At 74.8% G+C, this 25,701-nt stretch carries 21 protein-coding genes; 14 read left to right on the top strand and 7 right to left on the bottom strand.

Going from position 1 to position 25,701, the window contains the following annotated elements; all coding sequences use genetic code 11:
* Positions 1 to 59: 59 nt before the first annotated feature.
* From ACF053_RS16795 to ACF053_RS16735, 13 genes are all read left to right on the top strand, one after another.
* Positions 60 to 962: a dihydrodipicolinate synthase family protein gene (locus ACF053_RS16795; RefSeq protein WP_391954600.1), complete on the top strand. Its 903-nt coding sequence runs from the start codon at positions 60 to 62 to the stop codon at positions 960 to 962.
* A complete protein-coding gene (araD, locus tag ACF053_RS16790) occupies positions 959 to 2,716 on the top strand; it encodes an L-arabinonate dehydratase (RefSeq protein WP_391954599.1) in 1,758 nt (585 codons plus the stop codon). Before ACF053_RS16795 ends, araD begins: the two co-directional genes overlap by 4 nt.
* A 105-nt stretch (positions 2,717 to 2,821) precedes the next feature.
* Complete coding sequence (locus ACF053_RS16785) at positions 2,822 to 3,760, top strand: carbohydrate ABC transporter permease (RefSeq protein WP_391954598.1); 939 nt, start codon at positions 2,822 to 2,824, stop codon at positions 3,758 to 3,760.
* Positions 3,757 to 4,671, top strand: coding sequence for a carbohydrate ABC transporter permease (locus ACF053_RS16780; protein ID WP_391954597.1), 915 nt, complete (start codon positions 3,757 to 3,759; stop codon positions 4,669 to 4,671). The genes ACF053_RS16785 and ACF053_RS16780 overlap by 4 nt, the downstream gene beginning before the upstream one ends.
* A gap of 5 nt (positions 4,672 to 4,676) precedes the next feature.
* Positions 4,677 to 5,819, top strand: coding sequence for a Gfo/Idh/MocA family protein (locus ACF053_RS16775; RefSeq protein ID WP_391954596.1), 1,143 nt, complete (start codon positions 4,677 to 4,679; stop codon positions 5,817 to 5,819).
* The gene (locus tag ACF053_RS16770; RefSeq protein WP_391954595.1) at positions 5,816 to 6,661 is read left to right on the top strand and encodes a DUF6807 domain-containing protein; all 846 of its coding nucleotides are present in this window, start codon (positions 5,816 to 5,818) and stop codon (positions 6,659 to 6,661) included. The genes ACF053_RS16775 and ACF053_RS16770 overlap by 4 nt, the downstream gene beginning before the upstream one ends.
* Positions 6,658 to 8,184, top strand: a complete 1,527-nt coding sequence (locus ACF053_RS16765; RefSeq protein WP_391954594.1) for a glycoside hydrolase family 43 protein — start codon at positions 6,658 to 6,660, stop codon at positions 8,182 to 8,184. Before ACF053_RS16770 ends, ACF053_RS16765 begins: the two co-directional genes overlap by 4 nt.
* A gap of 146 nt (positions 8,185 to 8,330) precedes the next feature.
* Positions 8,331 to 10,397 carry a pectinesterase family protein gene (locus ACF053_RS16760; protein WP_391954593.1) on the top strand — a complete coding sequence of 689 codons (2,067 nt, stop codon included), beginning with the start codon at positions 8,331 to 8,333 and terminating at the stop codon, positions 10,395 to 10,397.
* Between the two features lie 240 nt (positions 10,398 to 10,637).
* The gene (locus ACF053_RS16755) at positions 10,638 to 11,978 is read left to right on the top strand and encodes an ABC transporter substrate-binding protein (RefSeq protein ID WP_391954592.1); all 1,341 of its coding nucleotides are present in this window, start codon (positions 10,638 to 10,640) and stop codon (positions 11,976 to 11,978) included.
* Positions 11,979 to 12,067: 89 nt separating this feature from the next.
* Positions 12,068 to 12,898: a rhamnogalacturonan acetylesterase gene (locus ACF053_RS16750; protein WP_391954591.1), complete on the top strand. Its 831-nt coding sequence runs from the start codon at positions 12,068 to 12,070 to the stop codon at positions 12,896 to 12,898.
* 141 nt (positions 12,899 to 13,039) lie between these two features.
* The gene (locus ACF053_RS16745; protein WP_391954590.1) at positions 13,040 to 14,359 is read left to right on the top strand and encodes a pectate lyase family protein; all 1,320 of its coding nucleotides are present in this window, start codon (positions 13,040 to 13,042) and stop codon (positions 14,357 to 14,359) included.
* Positions 14,360 to 14,536: 177 nt separating this feature from the next.
* Positions 14,537 to 15,091 carry a hypothetical protein gene (locus ACF053_RS16740; protein ID WP_391954589.1) on the top strand — a complete coding sequence of 185 codons (555 nt, stop codon included), beginning with the start codon at positions 14,537 to 14,539 and terminating at the stop codon, positions 15,089 to 15,091.
* Positions 15,088 to 17,235, top strand: a complete 2,148-nt coding sequence (locus ACF053_RS16735) for a M48 family metalloprotease (RefSeq protein ID WP_391954588.1) — start codon at positions 15,088 to 15,090, stop codon at positions 17,233 to 17,235. Before ACF053_RS16740 ends, ACF053_RS16735 begins: the two co-directional genes overlap by 4 nt.
* Before the next feature lie 87 nt (positions 17,236 to 17,322).
* Here ACF053_RS16735 and ACF053_RS16730 read toward each other — a convergent pair whose 3' ends face one another.
* The 7 genes from ACF053_RS16730 to ACF053_RS16700 all read right to left on the bottom strand — a co-directional run bounded on the left by ACF053_RS16730 (position 17,323) and on the right by ACF053_RS16700 (position 24,013).
* On the bottom strand, positions 17,323 to 17,712 hold the full coding sequence (locus ACF053_RS16730) for a hypothetical protein (protein ID WP_391954830.1): 390 nt from the start codon (positions 17,710 to 17,712) through the stop codon (positions 17,323 to 17,325).
* A 119-nt stretch (positions 17,713 to 17,831) separates the two neighbouring features.
* Positions 17,832 to 19,280, bottom strand: coding sequence for a peptidoglycan D,D-transpeptidase FtsI family protein (locus tag ACF053_RS16725; RefSeq protein WP_391954587.1), 1,449 nt, complete (start codon positions 19,278 to 19,280; stop codon positions 17,832 to 17,834).
* A gap of 101 nt (positions 19,281 to 19,381) precedes the next feature.
* Positions 19,382 to 20,002, bottom strand: a complete 621-nt coding sequence (locus tag ACF053_RS16720; protein WP_391954829.1) for a response regulator — start codon at positions 20,000 to 20,002, stop codon at positions 19,382 to 19,384.
* 29 nt (positions 20,003 to 20,031) lie between these two features.
* On the bottom strand, positions 20,032 to 21,357 hold the full coding sequence (locus ACF053_RS16715; protein ID WP_391954586.1) for a sensor histidine kinase: 1,326 nt from the start codon (positions 21,355 to 21,357) through the stop codon (positions 20,032 to 20,034).
* Positions 21,354 to 22,358 (bottom strand): hypothetical protein, encoded by a 1,005-nt coding sequence (locus ACF053_RS16710; protein WP_391954585.1) that lies wholly within the window; start codon positions 22,356 to 22,358, stop codon positions 21,354 to 21,356. Before ACF053_RS16710 ends, ACF053_RS16715 begins: the two co-directional genes overlap by 4 nt.
* Before the next feature lie 342 nt (positions 22,359 to 22,700).
* Positions 22,701 to 23,243, bottom strand: a complete 543-nt coding sequence (locus ACF053_RS16705; protein WP_391954584.1) for a GNAT family N-acetyltransferase — start codon at positions 23,241 to 23,243, stop codon at positions 22,701 to 22,703.
* Entirely contained in the window at positions 23,243 to 24,013 is a 771-nt protein-coding gene (locus ACF053_RS16700) for an IclR family transcriptional regulator (RefSeq protein WP_391954583.1), read from the bottom strand. The genes ACF053_RS16705 and ACF053_RS16700 overlap by 1 nt, the downstream gene beginning before the upstream one ends.
* 83 nt (positions 24,014 to 24,096) lie before the next feature.
* Between ACF053_RS16700 and ACF053_RS16695 the strand changes: the two genes are divergently transcribed.
* Positions 24,097 to 25,656, top strand: a complete 1,560-nt coding sequence (locus ACF053_RS16695; RefSeq protein ID WP_391954582.1) for an aldehyde dehydrogenase (NADP(+)) — start codon at positions 24,097 to 24,099, stop codon at positions 25,654 to 25,656.
* Positions 25,657 to 25,701 lie beyond the last annotated feature (45 nt).

The raw sequence follows: 25,701 nt of genomic DNA, 5'->3' as shown, positions 1-25,701 counted from the left end.
TGACACACCCCCACCCACCCCGTGACACCCCGACAGACAGCTCGGAAAGGCCGGTACGCATGGACCACTCATCGCTGAGGGCGGCGCTCGCGGACGTCGTCGCGATCCCCGTGACCCCCTTCGCCGCCGACGGCGGCGTCGACCGGGACACGTATCGCGCCCTGCTGCGCCGGCTGCTCGACAGCGGCGTGCGGGCCGTCACCCCGAACGGCAACACCGGCGAGTTCTACACGCTCACGCCGGACGAGCGCCGCCTCGTCACCGAGCTCACCGCCGAGGAGACCGGCGACCGCGCCGCCGTCCTCGTCGGCGTCGGCCACGACGTGCCGACCGCCACGGCCGCCGCCCGGCACGCCCGTTCCGCCGGGGCCGGCATGGTCATGGTCCACCAGCCGGTCCACCCGTACGTCTCCCGCGACGGCTGGGTCGACTACCACCGCGATATCGCCGACGCGGTCCCCGAGCTGGGCGTCGTCCCGTACGTGCGCAACCCGCTGCTGGACGGCGCGGCGATCGCCCGCCTCGGCGAGCTGTGCCCGAACGTCATCGGCGTCAAGTACGCCGTCCCCGACGCGGCCCGGTTCGCCGCCGTCGCCCGCGACGCCGGGCTCGACCGGTTCGTGTGGATCGCCGGGCTCGCCGAGCTCTACGCCCCGTCGTACTGGGCGATGGGGGCCACCGGCTTCACCTCCGGGCTGGTCAACGTCTCGCCGGAGGTCTCCCTCGCGATGCTGCGGGCGCTGCGGGCGGGCGACTACCCGGCCGCCCTGCGCGTGTGGGACCGCATCCGCCGCTTCGAGGACCTGCGGGCCGCCGACCAGGCCGCGAACAACGTCACCGTCGTCAAGGAGGCCCTCGCCGCGCTCGGCCTGTGCCGCCGTGACGTGCGCCCGCCGAGCCGGCTGCTGCCCGAGCCGCGCCGCGCCGAGATCGCCGACATGGTCAAGGAATGGGACGCATGAGCACCGACAGCACCCCGCCCGCCGGTGAGGAGCGGGCCCCCGCCCTGCGCAGCGAGCAGTGGTACGGCAGCGGCGCCCCCTCCGGTCTGCGCGCCTTCAGCCACCGCGCCCGCACCCGGCAGCTCGGCTACCTCCCCGAGGAGCACCTGGGCAAGCCGGTCGTCGCGATCCTCAACACCTGGTCGGACATCAATCCCTGCCACGTCCACCTCCGTGACCGGGCGCAGGCCGTGAAGCGGGGGGTGTGGCAGGCCGGGGGCTTCCCGCTGGAGTTCCCCGTCTCCACGCTCTCCGAGACGTTCCAGAAGCCCACCCCGATGCTCTACCGCAACATGCTCGCCATGGAGACGGAGGAGCTGCTGCGCTCCTACCCGGTCGACGGCGCGGTGCTGATGGGGGGCTGCGACAAGACCACCCCGGCGCTCCTCATGGGCGCCGCCTCCGTCGACCTGCCGACCGTCTTCGTCCCGGCCGGCCCGATGCTGCCGGGCCACTGGCGGGGCGAGGTCCTCGGCTCGGGCACGGACATGTGGAAGTACTGGGACGACCGGCGCGCCGGCCTCATCGGCGACTGCGAGATGGCCGAACTGGAGAGCGGGCTCGCCCGATCGCCCGGCCACTGCATGACGATGGGCACCGCCTCGACGCTCACGGCCGCCGCCGAGGTGCTCGGCGTCACCGTGCCCGGGGCCTCGTCCATCCCGGCCGTCGACTCGGGGCACGACCGGATGGCCGCCGCAGCCGGCCTGCGGATCGTCGAACTGGTCCGGCAGGACCTGCGGCTGTCGCGGATCCTCACCCGGGAGGCGTACGAGGACGCCGTGACGACCGTCCTCGGCCTGGGCGGCTCCACCAACGCGGTGATCCACCTGATCGCCATGGCGGGCCGGTCCGGGGTGCGGCTCACCCTCGACGACTTCGACCGCATCGCCCGCACCGTGCCGGTCCTGGCGGACCTGCGCCCCGGCGGCCGGTACCTGATGGAGGACTTCCACTTCGCCGGCGGCCTGCCCGGCTTCCTCTCCCGGATCACCGACCTGCTCCACCTCGACCGGCCCACCGTCGCCCACACGACCCTGCGCGAACAGCTCGCGGGCGCCCGGGTCCACGACCCCGCGGTGATCCGGCCCCGGGAAGAGCCCCTCGCCGAGGAGGGCGGGGTGGCGGTCCTGCGCGGCAACCTCTGCCCCGACGGGGCCGTCATCAAGCACATCGCCGCCGAGCCCCACCTGCTGCGGCACACGGGCCCCGCCGTCGTCTTCGACGACTACCGGACCATGCAGCGCACCATCGACGATCCGGCGCTCGGCATCACCGCCGACCACGTCCTCGTCCTGCGCGGCGCCGGCCCCAAGGGCGGCCCCGGCATGCCCGAGTACGGCATGCTGCCCATCCCCGACCACCTGCTGAAGCAGGGGGTGCGGGACATGGTGCGGATCTCCGACGCCCGGATGAGCGGCACCAGTTACGGGGCGTGCGTGCTGCACGTGGCGCCCGAGTCGTACGTCGGCGGGCCGCTCGCCCTCGTCCGCACCGGCGACCTGATCACGCTCGACGTGGCCGCCCGCTCCCTCCACCTCCACGTCGACGACGAGGAGCTGGCCGGGCGCCGGGCCGCCTGGACGCCGCCGCCCGACCGCTACGAGCGGGGCTACGGCGCGCTGTACCAGGAGCAGGTCACCCAGGCCGACACCGGCTGCGACTTCGCGTTCCTGGCGCGGCCCGGGAACGTGCCGGAGCCGTACGCGGGCTGAACCGCCCCCGTCGACGCCCGGACCGGATCCCGAGCCCGTATGTCCGAGATCTCGAACGCGATCCGGAAAGCGCTTCACCCCACGCAATGACGAACGGAGAATGTCATGGCCCACGCCGCAGCCGTGGCGCAGCAACCCCGGGCCGGCCGACGCCGCACGGGGACCGGAGCCGCACCACGCCGCCTGCCGTACCTGCTGATCGCCCCCGCCGGCCTGCTGATGCTCGGCTTCATCGCCTACCCGGTGCTCAGCGTCTTCTACTACAGCCTCCGGCACTACAACGTCACCAAGCCCTGGAAGAACGGCTACGCGGGCTTCGAGAACTACACCCGCGCCTTCACCGAGGACCCCCTCTTCTGGTCCACGCTGGCCTTCAGCGCCAAGTGGGTGGTCGTGCAGGTCGGCCTCCAGCTCGCCCTCGGCCTCGTCCTCGCCCTGCTCGTCAACCAGACCTTCGTCGGCCGGGCCGTCGCCCGCTCCCTGGTCTTCTCGCCCTGGGCGGTCTCCGGCGTCCTCACCACGACGATCTGGATGCTGCTCTACAACCCCTCCACGGGCATGAGCCGCTACCTGGCCGACGTCGGCATCGGCACCTACGGCACGTCCGTGCTCTCCGACACCGGGACCGTCTTCTGGGCCGCCGTCGTCGCCGAACTCTGGCGCGGCGTCCCCTTCTTCGCCATCCTCATCCTCGCCGACCTCCAGTCCATCCCGAAGGACCTCTACGAGGCGGCGTCGGTCGACGGCGCGAACCGGATGCGGCAGTTCCTCCACATCACGCTGCCGCACCTCAAGGACGCCATCATCCTCTCCACGCTGCTGCGCGCGGTCTGGGAGTTCAACAACGTCGACCTGCTGTACACGCTCACCGGCGGCGGCCCCGCCGGCGTCACCACCACCCTCCCCCTCATGATCGCGAACACCGGCATCGAGGGCCACGACTTCGGGTACGCCTCGGCGCTCACCACGGTCGCGTTCGTGATCCTCCTCTTCTGCTCCATCCTCTATCTGCGCCTGAGCAAGTTCGGAGGCGACCGCGCATGACCGCCGCACTCGCGGAGCAGGGCACCCCCGCACGCGTGCCCGCCCAGGACCCGCCGGCGCCCCCGGCCACCCCCCGCCGCCGGCCGCGGCGCGAGCGCGCCTTCGACGACGTGCCGCGCTGGCAGATCTACCTCCCGCTCGCGCTGTACCTGCTGTTCACGCTCGTCCCCTTCTACTGGATGCTGCTGTTCGCGGTGCGCCCCGCCGGCTCGACCTCCCTCGTCCCCTGGCCGATGACCACCGCGCACTTCGAGAAGGTCTGGAACGAGCGCAGCTTCGGGATCTTCTTCCAGAACAGCATGATCGTCGGCGTCGCCACCCTGGTCGCCACCACCGCCGTCGCCCTCGCCGGCGGGTACGCGCTCGCCCGGTTCGACTTCCGCATCAAGAACGCCTTCATGCTGGCGCTGCTGTGCTCCCAGTTCATCCCCGGCGCGCTCATGCTCGTCCCGCTCTTCGAGATCTTCCGCAACCTCCAGATGATCAACTCGCTCGGCAGCGTCGTCATCGCCGAGACCGTCTTCCAACTGCCCCTGTCGATGATCCTGATCAGCGGATTCATCAAGAACGTGCCCGTCTCCCTGGAGGAGGCCGCCTGGGTCGACGGCTGCTCCCGGATGCGCGCCTTCCGCGCGGTCGTCCTGCCACTGCTGCGTCCCGGCCTGGTCGCCGTCGGCTCCTTCGCCTTCGTCCACAGCTGGAACCACTTCCTGTTCGCCCTGATGTTCCTCAGCGAGCAGGACAAGCAGACGATCCCCGTCGGCCTCAACACCCTCATCGGCGCCGACAGCGTGGACCTGGGAGCCCTCGCCGCGGGTGGCGTCATCGCCGCCGTCCCCGTCGTGATCGTCTTCGCGTTCATCCAGAAGTGGCTCATCACCGGCTTCAGCGCCGGCGCGGTGAAGGGCTGACGCGGATGCGCCACGGACCACTGCCCTTCCCCGTCGTCCTCGCCGGCGCCCGCGGCCACGGCCGCTGGCACCTGGAGAACATCCGACGCCTCACCGACGCCGGGCTCGTACGGCTCGCCGGGGTCTGCGAACTGCGCCCGCTCGACCCGGCCGAACTCGACGGCTTCCCCGGCGTCGCCCAGTCCGACGACCTCGGCGCCCTCCTCGACGCCACCGGCGCCCGCATCGCCGTCGTCTGCACGCCCATCGCCACCCACGCCGACCTCGCGCTCGCCGCGGCGCGGCGCGGCGTCCACCTCCTCCTGGAGAAGCCGCCCGCCCCGTCCTTCGCGGAGTTCCACCGCATCCGCGACGGGGCCCGCCTCGCCGGCACCGCCTGCCAGATCGGCTTCCAGTCGCTCGGCTCGCACGCCCTGGGCGCCATCGCCCGACTCGTCGCCGAGGGCGCCGTCGGAGAGGTCACCGGCATCGGCGCCGCCGGCGCCTGGGCCCGCGACGAGGCGTACTTCCGGCGCGCCCCGTGGGCCGGGAAGCGGCGCCTCGACGGCACCGACGTGGTCGACGGGGTGCTCACCAACCCCCTCGCCCACGCCGTCGCCACCGCCCTGGCCCTCGACGGCAGCCCGTTCGCCGAGGACGTCGCGGACATCGAGCTGGAACTGGCCCGCGCCAACGACATCCAGGCCGACGACACCTCCTGCCTGCGCGTCACCACCGCGCGCGGCACCCGCGTCACCGCCGCCGTCACCCTCTGCGCCGAGGAGCCCGGCGAGCCGTACGTCCTCGTCCACGGGCGGCGCGGGCGCATCACCTTCTGGTACAAGCAGGACCGCGTCCTGGTGCAGCGCGCCGGACACGGCCCCGTCGAGACGGTTCACGGCCGCACCGATCTGCTGGAGAACCTCGTCCACCACCTCGCGGACGGCGACGAACTCCTCGTCCCGCCCGACCGGGCCGGCGCCTTCATGCGCGTCGTCGAGGCCGTCCGCACCGCCCCCGACCCCCGCCCCCTGCCCGCCGCCGACTGGTACGCCGAGGAGACGGCCGACGGGTCCCGGCGGCGGATCGTGAAGGGCGTCGACGGCCTCGTCCGCGCGAGCGCCGAGACCCTGTCCCTCTTCTCCGAGCTGGAGGCGAACGCCCCGTGACGCATCCGCTGCCCCTGAGCTGCGCGGGACGCACCGTAGGCCGCTACGTCCACCCGGACGACCTGCCGGCCGGCCTCTCGCCCCGCCCCTACCTGCACCCCGTCACCACGCTGGCCGGCACCCCGGTCACGGAGGAGCGGCCCGCCGACCACCTCCACCACCTCGGCGTCTCCATGGCCGTGCCCGACGTCGAGGGCCGGAACTTCTGGGGCGGCCGCACCTACGTCGCCGGCCGCGGCCCCACCGCACTCGACAACCACGGCGAGCAGCGCCACCACGCCTGGAAGCTGCGCGCCCCGGACGGCTTCGTGGAGGACCTCGTGTGGACCTCCGGCGGTACGGACCTCCTGCGCGAGCGCCGCACCGCGGCCGCCGTCCCCCTCACCGCCGACGCCTGGGCCCTGGACCTCACCTCCGCCCTCACCAATCCCGGCGGCGCGGCCCTGACCATCGGTTCCCCGGCCACCAACGGCCGCCCCGGCGCCGGGTACGGCGGCTTCTTCTGGCGCGCCCCGAAGGGGCCCGCCGGCACCCCGCCCCCCGAGGTGTTCACCGCCGGCGCCGAGGGCGAGGAAGCCGTCCACGGCCGCACCGCCGACTGGCTGGCGCTGCGCGGCGCCGACTTCACGCTCGTCTTCGCCGGCGGCACCGACGACACCCGCCGCGACCCGTGGTTCGTCCGCACCGCGGAGTACCCCGGCGTCGGTTCGTCCCTCGCCTGGGCCACCCGCCTGCCCGTCCCGGCCGGCGGCACCGTCGTCCGCCGCGTGGTCACCGTCGTCGCGGACGGGCGCCTCGACCGCCCCGCGGCCGCCGCCCTCGTACGGAAGGCCCTGTCATGACGCCCGTCCGCCCCGCCGACCTCGGCGACGGCACCTACCGCAACCCCGTCCTCGACGCCGACTGGTCCGACCCCGACGTCATCGCCGTCGGCGACGACTTCTACCTCACGGCGTCCAGCTTCGGCCGCGCCCCGGGCCTGCCCCTGCTCCACTCCCGCGACCTCGTCAACTGGTCCCTCGTCGGCCACGCGCTGGACCGCCTGGAGCCCGCGGCCGACTTCGCGGCGCCCCGCCACGACAGAGGGGTGTGGGCGCCCAGCCTGCGCCATGCCGACGGCCGGTACTGGATCTTCTGGGGCGACCCCGACCACGGCATCCACCAGATCAGCGCCGAGGACGTCCGCGGACCGTGGACGGAGCCGTACCTGCTCAAGGCGGGCAGGGGACTGATCGACCCGTGTCCGCTGTGGGACGACGAGACGGGCGAGGCGTACCTCGTGCACGCCTGGGCCAAGTCCCGGTCCGGGGTGAAGAACCGCCTCACCGGCCACCGGATGAGCCGCGACGGCCGCACCCTCCTCGACGCCGGGGAGACAGTCGTCGACGCCGACCGGATACCCGGCTGGTTCACCCTCGAAGGGCCCAAGCTGTACCGGCACGACGGCTGGTTCTGGATCCTCGCGCCGGCCGGCGGCGTCGAGACGGGCTGGCAGGGCGCCTTCCGGTCCAGGGACTTCACCGGACCGTACGAGGAGCGGACCGTCCTCGCCCAGGGCCGCACCGACGTCAACGGCCCCCACCAGGGCGGCTGGGTCCGCACCCCGGCCGGCGAGGACTGGTTCCTGCACTTCCAGGCACGCGGCCCGTACGGCAGGGTGGTCCACCTCCAGCCGATGACGTGGGACGCGGACGGCTGGCCCGTCATCGGCGACGCCGGCGAACCGGTCCGCACCCACCGCAAGCCGGCCGCGCCCCCGCAGCCCGTCGAGGCGCCGGCCACCGACGACTCCTTCCCCGGCGGCCGCTTCGGACGGCAGTGGCAGTGGACCGCCAACCCCCGCGCCGGGTGGACCGTCGAGCACGGCGGCGACGGGCTGCGCATGACCTGCGTCCGCACCGGCGACGCCCACGACCTGCGCCTCCTGCCGCACGTCCTGACCCAGCGGCTGCCCGCCGAGACGTTCACCGCCGAGGTGGGGCTCGCCCTCGACGACCCCGAACCGGGCGCGCGCGCCGGGCTCGCCGTCCTGGGCGACGCCTTCTCCTGGATCGGCCTGGAGCGGGGTGCCGACGGGACCGTGCGCCTCGTGCACCGCTTCGCCGAGCCCGTGGCCGAGGCCGAACGTGACGCCGCGCACCCCCGTCCGGCCCCGGGCGGCCGGGTGGGGCTGCGGGTCGAGGTGTCGGCCGGGGCGCGCTGCCGGTTCCTGGCCGACACCGGCGACGGCTGGGAGCCGTCCGGGCCGGTCTTCGCCGCCACGCCGTGGCGTTGGGTCGGCGCGCTGCTCGGCCTGTTCGCGGCGGCGCCCCCGGGAGGGGGGAGCGCCGGGACCGCCACCTTCACGGCGTTCCGCGTGCGCTGACCGCCCGGGCCCGCCGGCCGGTGTGTGCCCACCGGGCACGACAGCGTCACCGGTGCGTCCGTCCCCCGGCGCGTCCGCCCTCGCCGCGCGTCCGCCGACCCCGTACGTCCAACCAGCCCGCACGTCGCACGCTTGGAGGAGTCGCCATGCCGTACCCGTGGAGCAAGCGCTTGCCGGGACGGGCCCTGGCCGCGGTCACCGCCCTGGTGGCCGCCCTGGGCCTCGCCGCGGTGAGTCCCGCCGGGGCCACCGGAGGCGCCGAAGCCGCCGGAGGCGCAGGTACCGCCGGTACCGCCCGGGCCGCCGGGGCCGTCGGGGCCGTTCCCGACGCCGGACCGCCGCGCACCGCCCACCCGTCCGGCCCACGCTGGGCGGAGCAGCCCCACGGCTTCGCCTCCCTCGCCGGTGGGACCACCGGCGGCCGGGGCGGCAAGGTCGTCACCGTCCGCACCCAGGCGGAGCTGGCGGCGTACGCGTCCGCCGCCGAGCCCTACGTCATCCGGGTCGCGGGCTCCATCGCCGTCGAGCCCTTCGGGTCCTCGATCACCGTCGCCTCAGACAAGACCGTCATCGGCGTCGGCACCAGCGGCGAGATCGTCCACGGCGAGCTCCAGCTCAAGCCCGGCACGCACAACGTCATCATCCGCAACCTCACCCTCCGCGACTCCTACGTCGAGGGCGACTGGGACGGCAAGACCAACGACTTCGACGGCATCCAGATGGACTCCGTGCACCACGTCTGGATCGACCACAACCGCTTCACGCGCATGGGCGACGGGCTGCTCGACGTCCGCAAGGACAGCCAGTACGTCACCGTCTCCCACAACCGCTTCGACGACCACAACAAGGCCTTCGGCATCGGCTGGACCGACAACGTCACCACCCAGATCACCATCGACCACAACTGGTTCAGCGGCACCAAGCAGCGCAACCCCTCGGCCGACAACTGCGCCTACGCCCACCTCTACAACAACTACCTCTCCGCCCAGGTCGCGGACGGCGACCCCGTCTGGTCCTACGGGAACTGGGCGCGCGGCCGGACCCGGATGGTCATCGAGAACAGCTACTACGACGGGGTCCAGCACCCCCACCAGGCCGACGCCACCGCCGAACTGGTGGAGCGCGGCTCCATCCTGAAGGGCAGCACCGGCCGGCGCGACGAGTGGGGAACCGCCTTCGACCCGCGCGCCTTCTACTCCTACCGGCTCGACCCGGCCGCCGCCGTGCCCGCACTGGTGACGCGCTTCTCCGGGCCGCAGAAGGACCTCGGCACCGACACCGTGCTCGACGTGCCCGCCGCCCATCCCACCGTCCAGGCCGCCGTGGACGCCGTCCCGGCCGGCAACGACGGGGCGGTCACGATCCGGATCGCGCCCGGGACGTACCGGGAGAAGGTCCGCGTCCCCGCCGACAAGCCGAGGATCACGCTCCAGGGCACGGGCCGGAACCGGGCCGACACCGTGATCGTGTACGACACGCCGAACGAGTACGGGGGCTCGTCCGCCAGCGCCACCGTCCTGATCGCCGCCTCCGACGTCACCGCCCGCAACCTCACCTTCGTCAACGACTTCGACGAGGCGGCGGTGGAGCTGAAGGGCGAACAGGCCCTCGCGATGAAGACCACCGGCGACCGGATCGTCTTCGAGAACACCGCTTTCAAGGGCAACCAGGACACCCTGATGACCGACAGCCCCCGCCTCGACGCCATCAGCAGGGTCTACGTCCGCGACGCGTACATCGAGGGCGACGTCGACTTCGTCTACGGCCGGGCGACCACCGTCATCGAACGGTCGCTGATCCGGGCGCTGGACCGCGGCTCCGCCACGAACAACGGGTACGTCACCGCCGCCAGCACCTGGAAGGACAACCCGTACGGCTTCCTCATCACCCGCTCCCGCATCGTCAGCGACGCCCCGGCCGGCACCTACCACCTCGGCCGGCCCTGGCACCCGGGCGGCAACCCGGACGCCGTCGGCCAGGTGCTGATCCGGGAGACGGAGCTGCCCGCGGCCGTCAAGTCCTCGCCGTGGACCGACATGGGCGGCTACTCGTGGCGGGACGCCCGCTTCAGCGAGTACCGCAACCACGGTCCGGGCGCCGCCGTCACCGCCGACCGCCCGCAGATGTCCGCCGAGCGGGCCGCGGACCACGAGGTCGCCGACTACCTCGCCGGCCACGACGGCTGGGCGCCGTACCGCCGGCACCTCCCGTAGCGCCGGGCCCGCCCGGGCGACCCCGGACCGCGACACCCGTGCCCCGGCCACCCGGGCCGGGACACCCCGTGCCCCGGCCACCCGGGCCGGGACACCCCGTGCCCCGGCCACCCCGGACCGGGACACACCAGGCCCCCGGCACCCACCCGGGCCCGGCGACCCCGTACCGCGGGACCCGGACCGAGCAAGCAGACCCAGCCCCCAGACCCAGCACCCAGCACTCAGAGAGAAGAGCCGACCATGACCAACTCCCGGAGCTCCAGAGGACGCGCGGCCACGGCCGTCGCCCTGACCGCCGTGCTCGCGCTCACCGCCACCGGCTGCGGTGACGACGGCACCGGCGGCAGCGGGAGCGAGGGCTCGGGCAAGGGCACCATCACCTTCTGGGACAACAACGGCGGCGTGCGGACCGCCGTCTGGCAGGAGATCATCAAGGACTTCGAGGCGAAGCACCCCGACATCGACGTGCGGTACGTGCCCATCCCCAGCGAGGACGTCCAGTCCAAGTACGACACCGCCATCGCGGGCGGCGGCCTGCCGGACGTCGGCGGCGTCGGCGCCGCCTACCTGGCCAACATGGTCGCCCAGAACGCCCTCGAACCGGTCGGCGAGCGCATCGAGGGGTCCTCCCTCAAGGGCAAGCTCGTCCCCACCATGGTCGAGTCGGTCAAGTCCGCCGGCGGCCGCGGTGACGAGATGTACTCGGTGCCGACCTCCGCCAGCAACGGCGTCCTCTACTACCGCACCGACCTGTTCAAGGCGGCCGGACTGGCCGCGCCCACCACCTGGGACGCGTTCTACACCGCTGCCGCCCGGCTCACCGACGCCCGGAAGAACAAGTTCGGCTACACCATCCGCGGCGGCTCCGGCTCCATCGCCCAGGCCCTGGACGCCATGTACGGCCAGTCCGGCATCACCGAGTTCTGGAAGGGCGACCGGACGACCGTCAACGACCCGAAGAACGTCGCCGCCCTGAAGAAGTACGTCGCCCTCTACAAGAAGGCCACGCCCGAGGCGGACGTCAACAACGACTTCAAGAAGATGAACGCCCAGTTCGACTCGGGCTCCATCGCCATGATGAACCACAACCTCGGCTCCTACACGGACCACGTCGAGGCCCTCGGCACGGACAAGTTCGCGGGCATACCCAACCCGGTCGGGCCGGACGGCGTCCGCGTCCAGGTCTCCAACCCGGTCGACGGCCTCGGCCTCTTCCGCGCCGGCAAGAACAAGGCCGCCGCCTGGAAGTTCATCGAGTTCGCCGCCTCCCACGCCTCCAACAGCAAGTGGAACCGGTCGGCCGGCGCCATCCCCGCCAACACCGAGGCCGCCGGCGACGCGTGGCTGAACGAGGCCCAGGCCACCAAGCTCGGCGCGACCGCCCTCACCGACGGCTCCACCAAGATCGTGCAGCTGCCGTACTACCTGCCCGACTGGAACAAGATCAGCAAGTCGGAGAACGAGCCCAACTTCCAGCGGGTCCTGCTCGGCGCGATGACCGCCGAGAAGTTCCTCGACACCCTCGCCGAGCAGCTCGACGCGGCCCAGGCCGAGTGGAACGAGCAGCTCAAGAAGGGCTGACGCCCCGAGAACCGGCCGGCGGCGGTCCGGGTCGCGCCCCGCCGCCGGCCCCCCTCCCCACCCTCCGTACGAGAGCGAGCCACGACGACGTGTCCCTCAGCCGCAGACAGACCGTGACGGCCCTCGCCGCCGTCCTCCCCGCCGCCACGGCGCTCACCGCCCACCCGGCGGCGGCCGCCGCCCGTCCACCCGCCGGCCCCCGGACCCTGTACATCGCGGGGGACTCGACGGCCGCCCGGAAGTACGCCGACGCCGCCCCCGAGACCGGCTGGGGCATGGCCCTGCCCTTCTTCCTCGGCCCGCACCTGCGGGTCGCCAACCACGCGGTCAACGGCCGCAGTTCACGCAGCTTCCTCGACGAGGGCCGGCTCGCCCCGATCCTCGCCGCCCTGCGCCCCGGCGACCTGCTCCTGATCCAGTTCGGCCACAACGACCAGAAGACCGAGGACCCCACCCGCCACACCGAACCCTGGACCAGCTACCGGGAACACCTCCTCCGGTACGTCACCGGCGCCCGGGCCCGCGGCGCGCGGCCCGTCCTCCTCACCTCGGTGGAGCGGCGCAGGTTCGCCACCGGGGGCGGGGCGGTCCCCACCCACGGCGAGTACCCGGCGGCCATGCGCGCCCTCGCGGCCGACCACGGCGTGGACCTGGTCGACGTCCAGGCGGCGTCACTCGCCCTGTGGGGGCGGCTGGGCCCCGAGGCGTCCAAGGAGCACTTCCTGTGGCTGGCCCCGGGGGAGTCGCCGAACCACCCCGACGGCAAGCAGGACAACACCCATTTCCGGCCGCGCGGGGCGATCGAGGTCGCCCGCATGGTGGCCGCCGGTCTGTGCCGCACCCGTGTGCTCCGCCCCGGGGACACGCGCCGCCTCGACGCGGACGTCCCGCCCGGCCGCATCACCTGGCCCCCCGCCTGACCCGTCCCGCCGGGCCTTCTCCGCCTCCCCGCACCCGCTCGGGGCCTCCCGGGACTTCCGTCCCTGGACTCCCTCGGCCCCCGTGCCACCCGCCCTCCCCACCCCTTTCATCCCCCCGTTCCCCGTTCCCCAGGAGCCGCAATGCGCATCCCCGCACGCCGCGTCCGGGCCCTCGGCAGGGCCGCGGCGCTGGCCGGCTGCACCACGCTGGCACTCGCCCTCACCGCCCCCGCCCCGGCGACCGCCCTCGGTACGGGCGGCGGCCACGACCCCGCCCGCCGCACCCTGCCCGCCGGTGACGGCTGGGCCTCCGCCGACGGCGGCACCACCGGCGGCGCCGCAGCCGACGCCGCACACGTGTACACCGTCACCACCTGGGAGGAGTTCCGGGCCGCGCTCGCCGCCGGTGGCGACGCCCCGAGGATCGTCCGGGTCGTCGGCACGCTCGACGCCACGGCGGACGGCTGCGGGGCCTTCGAGGCACCCGGCTACGACTTCGACCGGTACCTAGCCGACTACGACCCCGCCGTCTGGGGCCGTGACAAGGAGGTCAGCGGCCCCCAGGAGGAGCTGCGCGCGGCCTCCGCCAAGAACCAGGACCGGGCGATCAAGGCGTTCGTCCCCTCCCGCACCACCATCATCGGCGTCGGCCGGAACGCCGGGATCGTCGGCGGCAGCCTGCAGATCAAGGACGCCGACGACGTCATCGTCCGCAACCTCACCCTGGAGAGCCCCCTCGACTGCTTCCCCCAGTGGGACCCGACCGACGGGCCGACGGGGGCCTGGAACTCGGAGTACGACGCGATGGTCGTGTACGGCTCCACGCACGTGTGGATCGACCACAACACGTTCACCGACGGCCGTCACCCGGACAGCTCGCTGCCCCGCCACTACGGCGAGCTCTACCAGCGCCACGACGGGCTGCTCGACATCGTCCGCGGCGCCGACCTGGTCACGGCGTCCTGGAACGTCTTCGCCGACCACGACAAGACGCTGATGATCGGCAACAGCGACGGCGCGGGCGCCACCGACCGCGGCCGGTTGCGGGTCACCCTCCACCACAACCTCTTCGACGAGGTCGTCGAACGCGCCCCGCGGGTGCGGTTCGGCAAGGTCGACGCGTACAACAACCACCACGTGGTGCCGGAGCGGGGCTACGGCTACAGCTGGGGCGTCGGCGCCGAGTCGCAGCTGGTCGCCGAGGGGAACTCGGTCCGCCTGCCGCGGGGCGTGCCGGCCGGGAGCGTCCTCAAGAAGTGGAAGGAGGCACCGGTCACGGTCGCGGGCAACGTCGTCAACGGCCGTCCCGTGGACCTGCTCGCGGTCCACAACGCGCAGTTCCCCGACGAGGCGCTGGCGTCCGGCGCCGGCTGGACGCCGACCCTGCGCACCCGCGTCGACGACCCCCGCGTCCTGCCGTGGCTGCTCACCCACCGCGCCGGCGCGGGCCGCGCGCGCTGACCCCACCGGCCGGCGGGCGGGGCCGGACCCCCTCGGGACGCGGCGTGAAACCGCCCCCCGGCCCCGCGGAACGCGGTGGTCCGGCTGCGGGCGCCACGGCTCTGCGTTACCGTGCTGATCCTTTGGACCGCCCGCCGGCGGATCGCCCCGCCGGCGGGCAGCACACGGGGAGGGGGCGTGTCCGACGTGGCACCGTCCGTGGCCGCCGAGACCGCGCTGGCCCGCGCCGTCGTGGCGCGCATCGCGCCGGAGGAACTGCCGTACTTCGAGGAGACCGCCGAGGTCCTGGTCGGCCGCGGTGGCCGGCGGGCGCGGCGGGGTCCGCAGGACGATCCGCTGGCCTTCGGGGGAGCGGCCGAACTGGTCGTCACCAGCATCGCGTGCGGAGTGGCGTTCGAGGTCGTCAAGATGATGGGCGAGAGCGTCGGGAGCGGCCTGACGGGCCGGTTCCGGCAGCTCGTCGCCCGGCGCCGCGCCCGCCGTGCCGCCCCGCCGGACGGGACGGCGCCGGACGGGACGGCCGACGGGACGCCGGATCCGGCCGGGGGACCGGTCGGACCGGCCGGCGGACCGGTCCTCCTCGGGGAGGCGCCGCTGTCCGAGGAGCGGATCGCGGAACTCGGCGCGGCCGCCCGCCGCACGGCCATCCTCCTGGGCCTGCCGCCCGACCGGTCTGACCTGCTGGCCGCCGCCGTCCGCGACCACCTGCGGACCGGCGGGCGCGGGGCATGACCTCCACCGCGGTCGGGGGACCCGCGGTCGAGGCCGTACCGCCGCCGCGCCGTCCGCCGCCCTCGGGCACGCTCCTCGCCTTCGTCCTGCTCATCTGCGCGGTCCTCGCGTCGATGACGATCCTGCACCCCGGCTACGCGGACTTCCTGGCCGGCGACCGCGACCGGGCCGGCGACCTCAACGACTGCCTGCGCGGGGTGATACGGGACTCGGGCGGGACCGGCGCCTTCCTGAAGGGCGAGCCGCAGGGCGGGTGCGACTCCGGCGACGACCGCACCTCGGCGGGCATCCTCGTCTCGTACGCGATCCTCGCCGTCGCCACCGCCGCGTACTACTGGTTCCGTTCCGGGCGCCGAGCCCGCAGGCGCGGCGTGCGGCCCCTGAACGCCGAGCGCTTCCCCGCCCTGCACGCCGAGGTCGACCGGCTGGTCTCCGGTGTCGAACGGGCCCGCGGCGTCACCGTCCTCGTCGACCTCCTCGACTCCGGCGTCAACGGCGTCACCTTCGGCCGCGTCGGCCGCCGCCACGTCGTCCTCAGCCGCGGACTGATCCGGCTCCACGAGGGGACCGAGGAGGACCGGGCGGCCTTCCGCGCCGTCGTCCTCCACGAACTGGCCCACCTGCGCAACCGCGACGTCGACATCACCATGGTCACGCTCGCCCTGCTGCGCTGCTTCACGGTGCTCGTCCTCGCGCCCCGGATGCTCGGCGACCTGCTCGCCCTGGTCTTCGTGGCCGACGGGACCCGCTTCTTCGCCGCGACCCTCCTCGACGCCCTGGTCCTCGCCGGGGTCGTGCTCGCCGCCCGCTCCGTCGTCCTGCGCACCAGGGAGTTCCAGGCGGACGCGCGGGTGGTGGAGTGGCTGGGCGATCCGGCGCCGCTGCTGCGCGCCTTCGCCCTGGCCGGGTCGGGACCGGTGGCGGCCCGGCGCCGCAGACCGTGGAGGGGCCGGTGGGGCCGGCTCACCCGGACCCACCCCTCCTTCGCCGAGCGTGCCGCCTGCCTGGCGGACCGGGCTCAGCTGATGCACCAGGGGTTCGGGTTCGCCTTCGTCGTCGGGTTCTGCCTCCCCGCGGCGTGGGACCCGGTCGCCTCCGCCACCGCCCAGATCCGCGCGGGCGGCGGGATCCGGGGGTGGTGGCCCACGGAGCTCATCACGCTCCTGATCGCCCTGGTCCTCTTCCTGACGGTGGTGCGCGCCGCCCTCCACCGGCTGGGCGAACCGGCCTCGGCACCCTCCCGGACCCCCTTCCGGGCCGGGATCGCCGTGGGCGTCGTCGCCGGGTACGCCGTCGCGCCCAGCACCGTCGTCGACCACCTCATGCTGCCCGGACTGAGCGTCGCCGCGCAGGTGTCGGGGTGGTGCGCGGTCGCCCTCCTGTGCCTGCTCCTCACCGTCTGGTGCCAGTTCCTGGCGGACTGCTGGGCCCGCCCGCTGGACCACGCGCGCCGTCCCCGCGCCCGGGCCGCGGCGCTGGGGCTGGTGGTGGCCGTCGCCGTCGCCGGCAACGCCTCCGCCGTCTTCGCACTGCCGTGGCAGATCGCGATGGGCCGTTTCCTGGACGAGCGGCTGGCCGCCCTCCCCGAGCCCCTCCACGCGGCGGTGTGGACGCAGTACGTCGTGGCGACGAAGCTCATGCACCCCGGCTGGCTCGTCGGCGCCGCCGTGGTCCTGCTCGGCGTCCCCCTCGCGGGCATCCTGCGCGACCGCCGTCTCGCCCGGTACATGGTCCCCGCGGTGCCGCCCGTCCCGCCGCCCCGGCGCAGCCGCGCGGCCGTCCTCGGCGTCGCGGCCCTGGCGACCGCCTGCTTCCCGCCCCTGCAGACCTGGTGGGCGCACCAGCGCCAGGTGGAGTTCCTGGCCCACCCCGCGGTCCTCGCCCCGCTGACCCTCCTGGTGGCGGTGGGCACGGTGACCGGCGGGCTGGCCCGGTCCCGCCGCCCGGCGTGGGCCGCGGGCAGCGTCCTGGCGTGCGGACTGCTGCTGGCCGTGCCCCTGGTGCTGTTCACCGGCGAGCCGGGCCTGCTGCGCCTGTGGAGCGTGCTCGTGGGGACGGGAGTGGAGGGCGCGCTCCTCGGCACCCTGGCCACCGCGCTCCTGTCCCGCCCCGGCCGCGCCGCGGCGCCGCGCCCGCCCGGGTGACCCACCGGGCCGGTGCCGGGAACCCCCGGCCGGGTGCCTGTCACCCACCTTTCGGTGCCTGTCACCCGCCCTTCCGGTGCCCGTGACTCAACCGACCGGCGCCCGCTCCGGGCGGTGCTCGCGCCGCAGCGCCGCCCAGGTCGCGGCCGCACCCGCGGCCTCCCACAGGCCGACGCCGAGGAACCCGGCCGGGGCGCGGCCCGTGACGACGGCGACCGTGAACACCGCGCAGGTCAGCAGCCGGAAGGGCACCGTCCAGCCGAAGAACGCCCGCCAGTCCGCGAGCGCCGCCAGCACGTAGTACACGCCCATGTTCACCGCCGCCATCGACGACGCCGTCAGGAACACCAGGGTGTGGTCGCCCGCCGCCCGCGCACCGTCCGGTACGGGCTCGAAGCCCATGACGGTCAGCAGCACGTCCGGTGCGGCGAGCCCCACCGCGCCCAGCGAGGTGGCCAGCAGCCCGAAGACGGCCATGGTCCAGCCGGACAACGAGCGGGGGCGGGACGACAGACGGCGGCGCACGGGGTCCTCCAGGCGGGGGAGCGGGGCGGTGTCGAAGCTGCAAGCCCCTTGCTTACCACCCGCCCCTCACGTCACTTCAGCGCGGCCTCCATCATGGCGCGGGCGACGGGCGCCGCCAGGCCGTTGCCGCTCACTTCCGCGCGGGCGGCGGCGGAGTCCTCCACGAAGACCGCGACGGCCACCTCCTCGCCGCTGTCGTCGTCCTTCGCGTACGAGGTGAACCAGGCGTACGGCTTCCCGCTGTTGTCCACACCGCGCTGCGCCGTGCCGGTCTTCCCGCCGACCTCGGCGCCGTCCAGCCGGGCGTTGCCGCCCGTGCCCTCCTCGACCACCGTCACCATCGCGGAGCGCAACTGCCGGGCGGTGGACGGCGACACGATCCGCCGCCCGTCCCCGTCCGGGTACGCCCGCAGCCGCTCGCCGTCCGCGTCGACGACCTGCGACACCATGTGCGGCGCGGCCAGCACCCCGTCGTTGGCGATGGCCGCCGACACCATGGCCATCTGCAGCGGCGTGGCCGTCACGTCGAACTGGCCGATGCCGGACAGCGCCGTCTGCGCCGCGTCCATCCCCGACGGGTACACGCTGGGGTACGCCCGCACCGGCACGTCCTGCGCCGCGTCGTTGAAGCCGAACTTCTCCGCCACGGCCCTGACCTCGTCCTGCCCCAGGTCGACGGCCATCTTGCCGAAGACGTTGTTGCACGAGTAGCGCAGGGCGGTGCGGATCGAGGCGTCCTCGCAGGGCGCGGAGGGGTTCTCGTTCACCAGGTCGCGCGTCGACTGCGGCAGCCGGTACGGGTTCGGGCTGTCCGTCGGCTCGTCGACCGACCCGTACAGCCCCTTCTCCAGGGCCGCCGCCGCGACGACCAGCTTGAACGTCGAGCCGGGGGCGACGGGGTGGCGGATCGCCCGGTTCGTCAGCGGCTTGTCGGGGTCGGTCTCGAGCCGCTTCCACGCGTCCCCGCCGTCCGACCCGGCGATCGTCGACGGGTCGTAGGACGGCGTGCTGACCATGCCGAGGATCCGGCCCGTCCCCGGGTCGATCGCCACGGCGGCGCCCTTCTTGCCGTCGAGCGCCGCGAAGCCGGCCTTCTGCACGGCCGGGTCGATCGTCGTCAGCACGTCGCCCGGTTCCCGCCGGCCGCCGGTGAGCGCGTCGAGGGGGTTCCCCAGCCGTGGGTCGCTCCCGTCGAGCACCCCGGAGAAGACGCCCTCCAGCTGCGTCGCCCCGTACACCTGCGAACCGAACCCGGTGACCGCCGCGTACAGCTCGCCGTCGGTGTACGTCCGCCGGTACGCGAGGTCGCCGCGCTCCGTGCGGGCCGAGCCGGTGACCGCCGTCCCGCCCACGACGATGTCGCCGAGCGGCTGCGCGTACCGCGCGATGACGTGCCGCCGGTTCTTGTCGTTGTCCGCCAGGGCCTTCGCTTCGTACGCCTGCACCCAGGTCGCCCGCAGCAGCAGGGCGAACACCAGCAGCAGGGAGAAGACGGCCGCTCTTCTGATCGTCTTGTTCATCCCCTCGTCCGACGAACGGCGCCGGGCGGGATGTTCCCCGCCGTCCGTTCTCTCAGGGAATCCTCATGCCGGGCAGGGGGTTCCGGAGCGCGGGGCCGCCGTCACCCGGGCGTGACGAAGCCCGCCTCGTACGCCGCGATCACCGCCTGCGTCCGGTCCCGCGCGCCGGTCTTCGCCAGCACCGACGCCACGTGCGTCTTCACCGTGGCCGGCCCGACGCCGAGGCGCCCGGCGACCTCCGCGTTGGTCAGGCCCCGCGCGACCAGCCGCAGGACGTCGGCCTCCCGGTCGGTCAGCCGCGCCACCCAGGGGGCGCTCGCCGCCGGGACCCCGGGCCGCCCGTACCGCTCGGCGAGCCCGCGCACCGCCGCCGGGTACAGCAGCGAGTCCCCGCGCGCCACCACCCGAACCGCCGCGACCAGTTCCTCGGCCGCGGCCCGCTTCAGCAGGAACCCGGCGGCTCCGGCGCGCAGCGCGTCGTACACGTAGGCGTCGTTCTCGAACGTCGTCACCACCAGGATCCGCGGCGGCCGCGGCATCGTCGCGAGCAGGTGCTCGGTGGCGCGGATCCCGTCGACCTCCGGCATGCGCACGTCCATCAGCACGACGTCCGGCTCCACTTCGCGCACCACGGACACCGCCTCGGCGCCGGTGGCGGCCTCGCCGACGACCTCCAGCCCCTCCTCGGCGGAGAGGATGACGCGCAGCGCCGTGCGGACCATCCGCTCGTCGTCGGCGAGCACGATCCGGGTCACCGCCGGCCCCCCGCCAGGGGCAGCCGCACGCTCAGCCGCCACACCGTCCCGTCCCGCGCCGGGCCGCAGACCGCGCTGCCCCCGAGCAGCGCGGCCCGTTCGGCGACGCCGCGCAGTCCGCGGCCGCCGCCCGGCCGGACGACCGGCGCTCGGCCGGTCAAAGGGTTCTCCATGGTGACCTCCAGTTCCCCGTCGGCCGCGCGCAGCCGCAGCGCGACCGGTGCGGCCCCTCCGTGGCGCAGCGCGTTGCTGAGCCCTTCCTGCACGATCCGGTACGCCTCCCGGGAGACCCGCTCCGGGAGCGGCCCCGCCGGTCCGGCGGCCGGGTCGCGGACCACGGGCAGCCCGCTGTGGGCGAGCAGCGCGTCCAGCGCCTCCAGCCCGGGTCCCGCGGCGGCCCCGTCGGCGGCCGCGTCCGCGTCGGGGTCGTCCCGGCGCAGCAGCCCGAGCACCGCGTCGAGTTCGGCGACGGTGCGCCGGGTGGTCTCCTCGATGGCCGTCAGCGCCTCCCGGACGAACACGAGGTCGGGTTCCGGCGCGTCGACGACCCGTCGGGCGGCCCCCGCTTGGAGGGTGACCGCGCTCAGCGCGTGGCCCACCGAGTCGTGGAGCTCGCGGGCGAGCCGGTTGCGCACGGCCAGTTCGGCGGCGCGGCGCTCGGCCGCCGCCAGCCGGTCGGCGGGCGTCGGGCCGAGCAGGACCGGGGCCTGCCGCGCCAGCAGCGCCCCGGCGCCCGCGGAGGCCACGGCCAGACCCATCAGCATCAGCAGTCCCGCCGGCACCCCGAGGACCACCCACCACGGGTCGTCGAGGCCCCAGAGCGCAGCCGCCGCCGAGGCGCGCAGCTCCGCCGAGAACGGCAGTGCCATCGTGACCAGCGCGAACGGCGGAAGCGCCAGCGACGCCCCGGCGACCAGCCCGCCGAGCGCGACGTGCAGCGTGAACCAGCAGGCGGTGCGCGCCCGCGCCGTGCGGGAGGCGGCCGGCCCGTCGGCGTACCGCTCCGCCGGCACCCCGCACAGCGCGCGGGCCGCCGCCACGGACAGTGGACGGGCGAGCGGGAAGAACGCCGTGACGGCGGCCGGCGGCAGCGCCAGCGCGTACGCCGCGAACTGTGCCGCGACCGAGCCGCCGAAGGGGCCGCCCGTCTCCGTGAACGGCGACAGCACGACGGAGGCGAGCAGCCAGTACGGCATCAACAGCGCCCCGCCCAGCACCAGGTGGACCCAGCGCCGCCGCGCCCGCCGCCCCCACAGCGCGGCTCCCGCCCGCCGCACCCGGGCCCCGGCTCCCGCCCGCCGCGGGACCTCGCCGTCGCTCACCCCGCCCGCCTGCGCAGGAACACCGCCAGGCAGCCCGCCAGTACCGTCCCCGTGATCATCTCGTCAGCGTAGGCGAGGACCTGGAGCAGCGGGGGCTCGTCCGCCGGAGCGGCTCCCGGCACGAGGGAGGCGAGGAACAGCCAGCCGCCCCAGCAGCCGACGGCCGCCGAACCCGCCCAGCCGACCGCCAGCGGCAGCCGTACCGGCAGGCGGGGGCCGCGCCGGAACACCAGCGCCACGACGCCCGTCGCAGCGGCGAGCGCGTAGAGGCCGCGCAGCGCCTCCAGGGCGTGGAAGCCCGGCGGGGGCGCGGCGTGCAGGTCCGCGGCCAGGTCGGTGCCGACGCCGCAGGCCCAGGCCAGGTGGAGCGCGGCGGCGGGCAGCAGGAGCAGGGAGGCGACGACGACGGCGGCACGCGGCGCGCGGCCGGTCACGGCGGGGGAGAGGTCCCACACCGTGCCGCGCCACACGTGGCCCCACCGGCCCCGCGCGTACCGGAAGGCCAGCGCCGCCAGCGCGAGGGCCTGCACGATGAAGCCGCTGTACACGACGGTGAAGACCCACCCGTCCAGGAACTCCCCCGAGGCGCCCTCCCCGAGCGCGGGCCCACCGGCGGCCGCCGCCAGCGTCTGCACGGGATAGCCGACCACGATGGGCAGGAGCAGCCCCGTGGCCGCCCACAGCGGCGGCACCAGGAGCCACGCGGGTACCCGCGTGCCCCAGCGCTGCGTGAGCAGCAGGGCCAGCACGATGACGGCGGTGTCCATCAGCACGGTGGCGGCGTTGGCCGCGGCGGCCAGCCCGGGCCGCTCCAGCAGCAGGCTGCCGTCGGGGATGCCGACGCGGCTCCCGGACAGCCAGGCGACCTTGAGGGCCAGGTAGGGCAGACAGGCGCCGATCGCGACGGCGCGGACGGCGCGGGTGACCGGGCCGGGGCGGGTGCCGGACCGGGGTTCCGCGCGGGTGGGCGCCGGTCCGGCGGTGAACGGGGTCGTCGTCATGCCTCCACGCTCCCGTCCGGCCGCCGCCGGTACCTCCTGCCCGCCGACGATCCGCCTCCGCCGCGCGGCGGAGGCACGCCGGCCGCGGGTCGTACACCCGCGGGCACGCGCCCGCGGCCGGTGGCCGCACGCTTCGTCCGCCCGCAGCCGCACGCCCCCGCGGCCTCCGGTGGCCCCGCACGCCCCCGCGGCCTCCGGTGGTCCCGTACGTCTCCCGGGGCCGCAAGGCGTCACGTACCCCGTGCGCGTCCCGGCCGTACCGTACGGGCCCGCCGCGCCCGGCCGACACGGGCTCACGCGCCCCGGCCGTGCCGGCCCGCCGCACGACCGGCCGACACGGGCTCACGCGGGCAGGACGAGCACCACCTCGTCGGTCTCCTCTCCCCGCCCGTGCGCCCAGTCCCGGTCGTGTCCGGTGACCGTGAACCCGCACCTGCGCAGGACCCGGAGGGACGCCGCGTTGTCGGCGGCGGCGCGCGCGTGGAGCGGTCGCTCCGGGACGAGGTCCAGCAGCGCGCGCAGGGCCGCGGTGGCCACGCCGCGACCCCAGTGCGCGCGGTCGATCCAGTACGTCACCTGCCGGTCACCGGGCTCCCCGTACACGGCGACGTGGCCCACGGGCGCGCCGTCCGCCAGCACCGTGCGGTGGACGTTCCCGCCCGCGAGGACGCGGGCCCAGTGCGCGTCGAACGCGGCCCGGTCGTCGGGGTCCGCGGTGGTGAAGGCCGCCACCCGGCGCGCCTCCGGGTCCCGCATCATGGCGAAGAACACGTCGAGGTCCCCGGGGAGGACCGGCCGCAGCGACACGGCGACGGACCCGGTCACCGGCTCCCCTCCCACCGGCTCCCCGGCCACGCGCTCCCCGGTCGTCGGTTCGCCGGTCATCAGAGCCTCCGGGTGGCGAGCGTGAGCCGGTCGCGGGCGTCGAAGAGCGCGTCCTTGATCATCTGCTCGTGGGCGGCGGTGAGCCGCGCGACCGGCACCGAGCAGCTGATCGCGTCGCGGGCGGGGGTCCGGTACGGGATGGCGATGCCGAAGCAGCGCAGCCCGAGGGTGTTCTCCTCGCGGTCGACGGCGTACCCCTGCTCGCGGACGGCGTGCAGTTCCTCGATGAGCCGTTCCCGGTCGGTGATCGTGTGCTCGGTGAGGGCGGGCAGCGTCTCCGGCAGCAGCTTGCGCACCTGCTCGTCGGTGTACGTGGCGAGCAGCGCCTTGCCGAGGGAGGTGGAGTGGGCGGGCAGGCGCCGGCCGACGCGGGTGAAGGGACGCAGGTAGTGCTGGGACTGGCGGGTCGCCAGGTAGACGACGTTGGTGCCGTCGAGGCGGGCGAGGTGGATGGTCTCGGTGGTGTCGTCGGAGAGCCGGTCCAGGGTCGGGCGGGCGGCCGTGACGACCTCGTCGCCGTCGATGTAGGACGTGCCGACGAGCAGGGCGCGCACGCCGATGCCGTACCGGGTGCCCGTCGCGTCCGTCTCCACCCAGCCCAGCTCGACCAGCGTGCGCAGGAGCATGTACAGGCTCGACTTCGGGTAGCCGACCGCTTCCTGGACCGCGGCCAGCGAGTGCATGCCGGGGCTCCCCGCGAAGTACTCCAGCAACTCCACGGTGCGGACGGCGGATTTGACCTGCGCCCCGCCGGCTTCGGTAGCAGACATCGCCCTTGACCCCTTCAGACGCCCGTTAATAGAGTCCCAGCATATTCATCATCAGGAACGCCGTTCAGAATACCGAACACGCGATGAGCGCACAGCCGGAGAGGACGTCCGCGGTGTCTGGAACCCAAGTCTGGAGTGTCGACCCCCGAACCGGGAAGCAGCGGGAGGTGGTCGCGTCGGAGGCCACGGCCGCGGACGTCGACCGCGCCGTACGGGCCGCCCACGACGCCCGGGCGGCCCTGGCCGACCGGATCGTGCGCGCCGCGTTCCTGCGGACGGCCGCCGACCGGCTCGACGCCGCGAAGGACCGGCTCGTCGCCGCGGCCGACGCCGAGACCGCCCTCGGCGCGCCCCGCCTCACCGGTGAACTGGCCCGCAGTTGCTACCAGCTGCGCGCCTTCGCCGACATCGTGGACGAGGGCGCCTTCCTCGACGTGATCATCGACCACCCGGACGACACGGCGACGCCCCCCGTTCCCGACCTGCGCCGCTACAAGGTGCCGCTGGGCGTCGTCGCCGTCTACGCGGCCTCCAACTTCCCCTTCGCCTTCTCCGTGCCCGGCGGCGACACCGCCAGCGCCCTCGCCGCGGGTTGCCCCGTCGTCGTCAAGGCCCACCCGGACCACCCGGCCACCTCCGAGCTGGTCGCGGCCGTGCTGCGCGAGGCCGCCGCGGAGCACGACCTGCCGGAGGCGGTCGTCGGCCTCGTGCACGGCTTCGACGCCGGCGTCGAGCTGGTCCGCCACCCGCTCGTCACGGCGGCGGGCTTCACCGGTTCCGTGCGCGGCGGGCGCGCCCTGTTCGACGCGGCGGCCGCGCGACCGGTCCCGATCCCCTTCCACGGCGAGCTGGGCTCCCTCAACCCGGTCGTGGTCACCGAGGCGGCCGCGGCCGAGCGGGCCGAGGAGATCGGCACGGGCCTGGCGGGCTCCATGACGCTCGGCGTCGGCCAGTTCTGCGTCAAGCCCGGCCTGGTCCTCACCCCGGAGGGGGAGGCGGGCGACCGGCTCGTCAAGGCCCTGGGGGAGGCCGTGGCGTCGGTCGGGGAGGGCGTCCTGCTCGACGGGCGCATGCGCGACAACTTCGTCGACGGCGTCACCGAGCGCGCCGCGCTGCCGGACGTGCAGGCCCCGGTGAGCCCCGGCGCCGGCGGCGACCGCACGGTGGCGGCCGGCTTCCTCACCGTGCCCGCCGCGCGCCTCGCCGACGAAGGCCCCCACGACCTCCTCCTGGAGGAGTGCTTCGGCCCCGTCACGGTGGTCGCCCGGTACGCGACGCGCGACGAGGCCACCCGCGTCCTCTCCCGCCTCCCCGGCAACCTCACCGCCACGCTCCACGTGTCGACCGGTGAGGCGGAGGACGGCGGGGACGGCACCGCGCTGCTCACCGAGCTCACCCCGCTCGCCGGCCGGGTCGTCGTCAACGGCTGGCCCACGGGGGTCGCCGTCGCCCACGCCCAGCAGCACGGCGGGCCCTACCCGGCCACCACCTCGACCTCCACGTCCGTCGGCGGCACCGCCGTCGAACGCTGGCTCCGCCCGGTCGCCTACCAGTCCACCCCGCCCGCGCTCCTCCCCCCGGAGCTGCGCGACGACAACCCCCTCGGCCTGCCGCGCCGGGTCGACGGCCGCCTGGAGCGCTGACCCGGGGGCGGACCGCGCCGCGCGCCCGGTCGGGGGCGCGCGGCG

The organism is Streptomyces kanasensis (assembly GCF_043077165.1).
In the GTDB taxonomy this organism is placed as follows: Bacteria; Actinomycetota; Actinomycetes; order Streptomycetales; family Streptomycetaceae; genus Streptomyces; species Streptomyces changanensis.
This window is presented reverse-complemented; position numbering and strand designations above follow the sequence as displayed.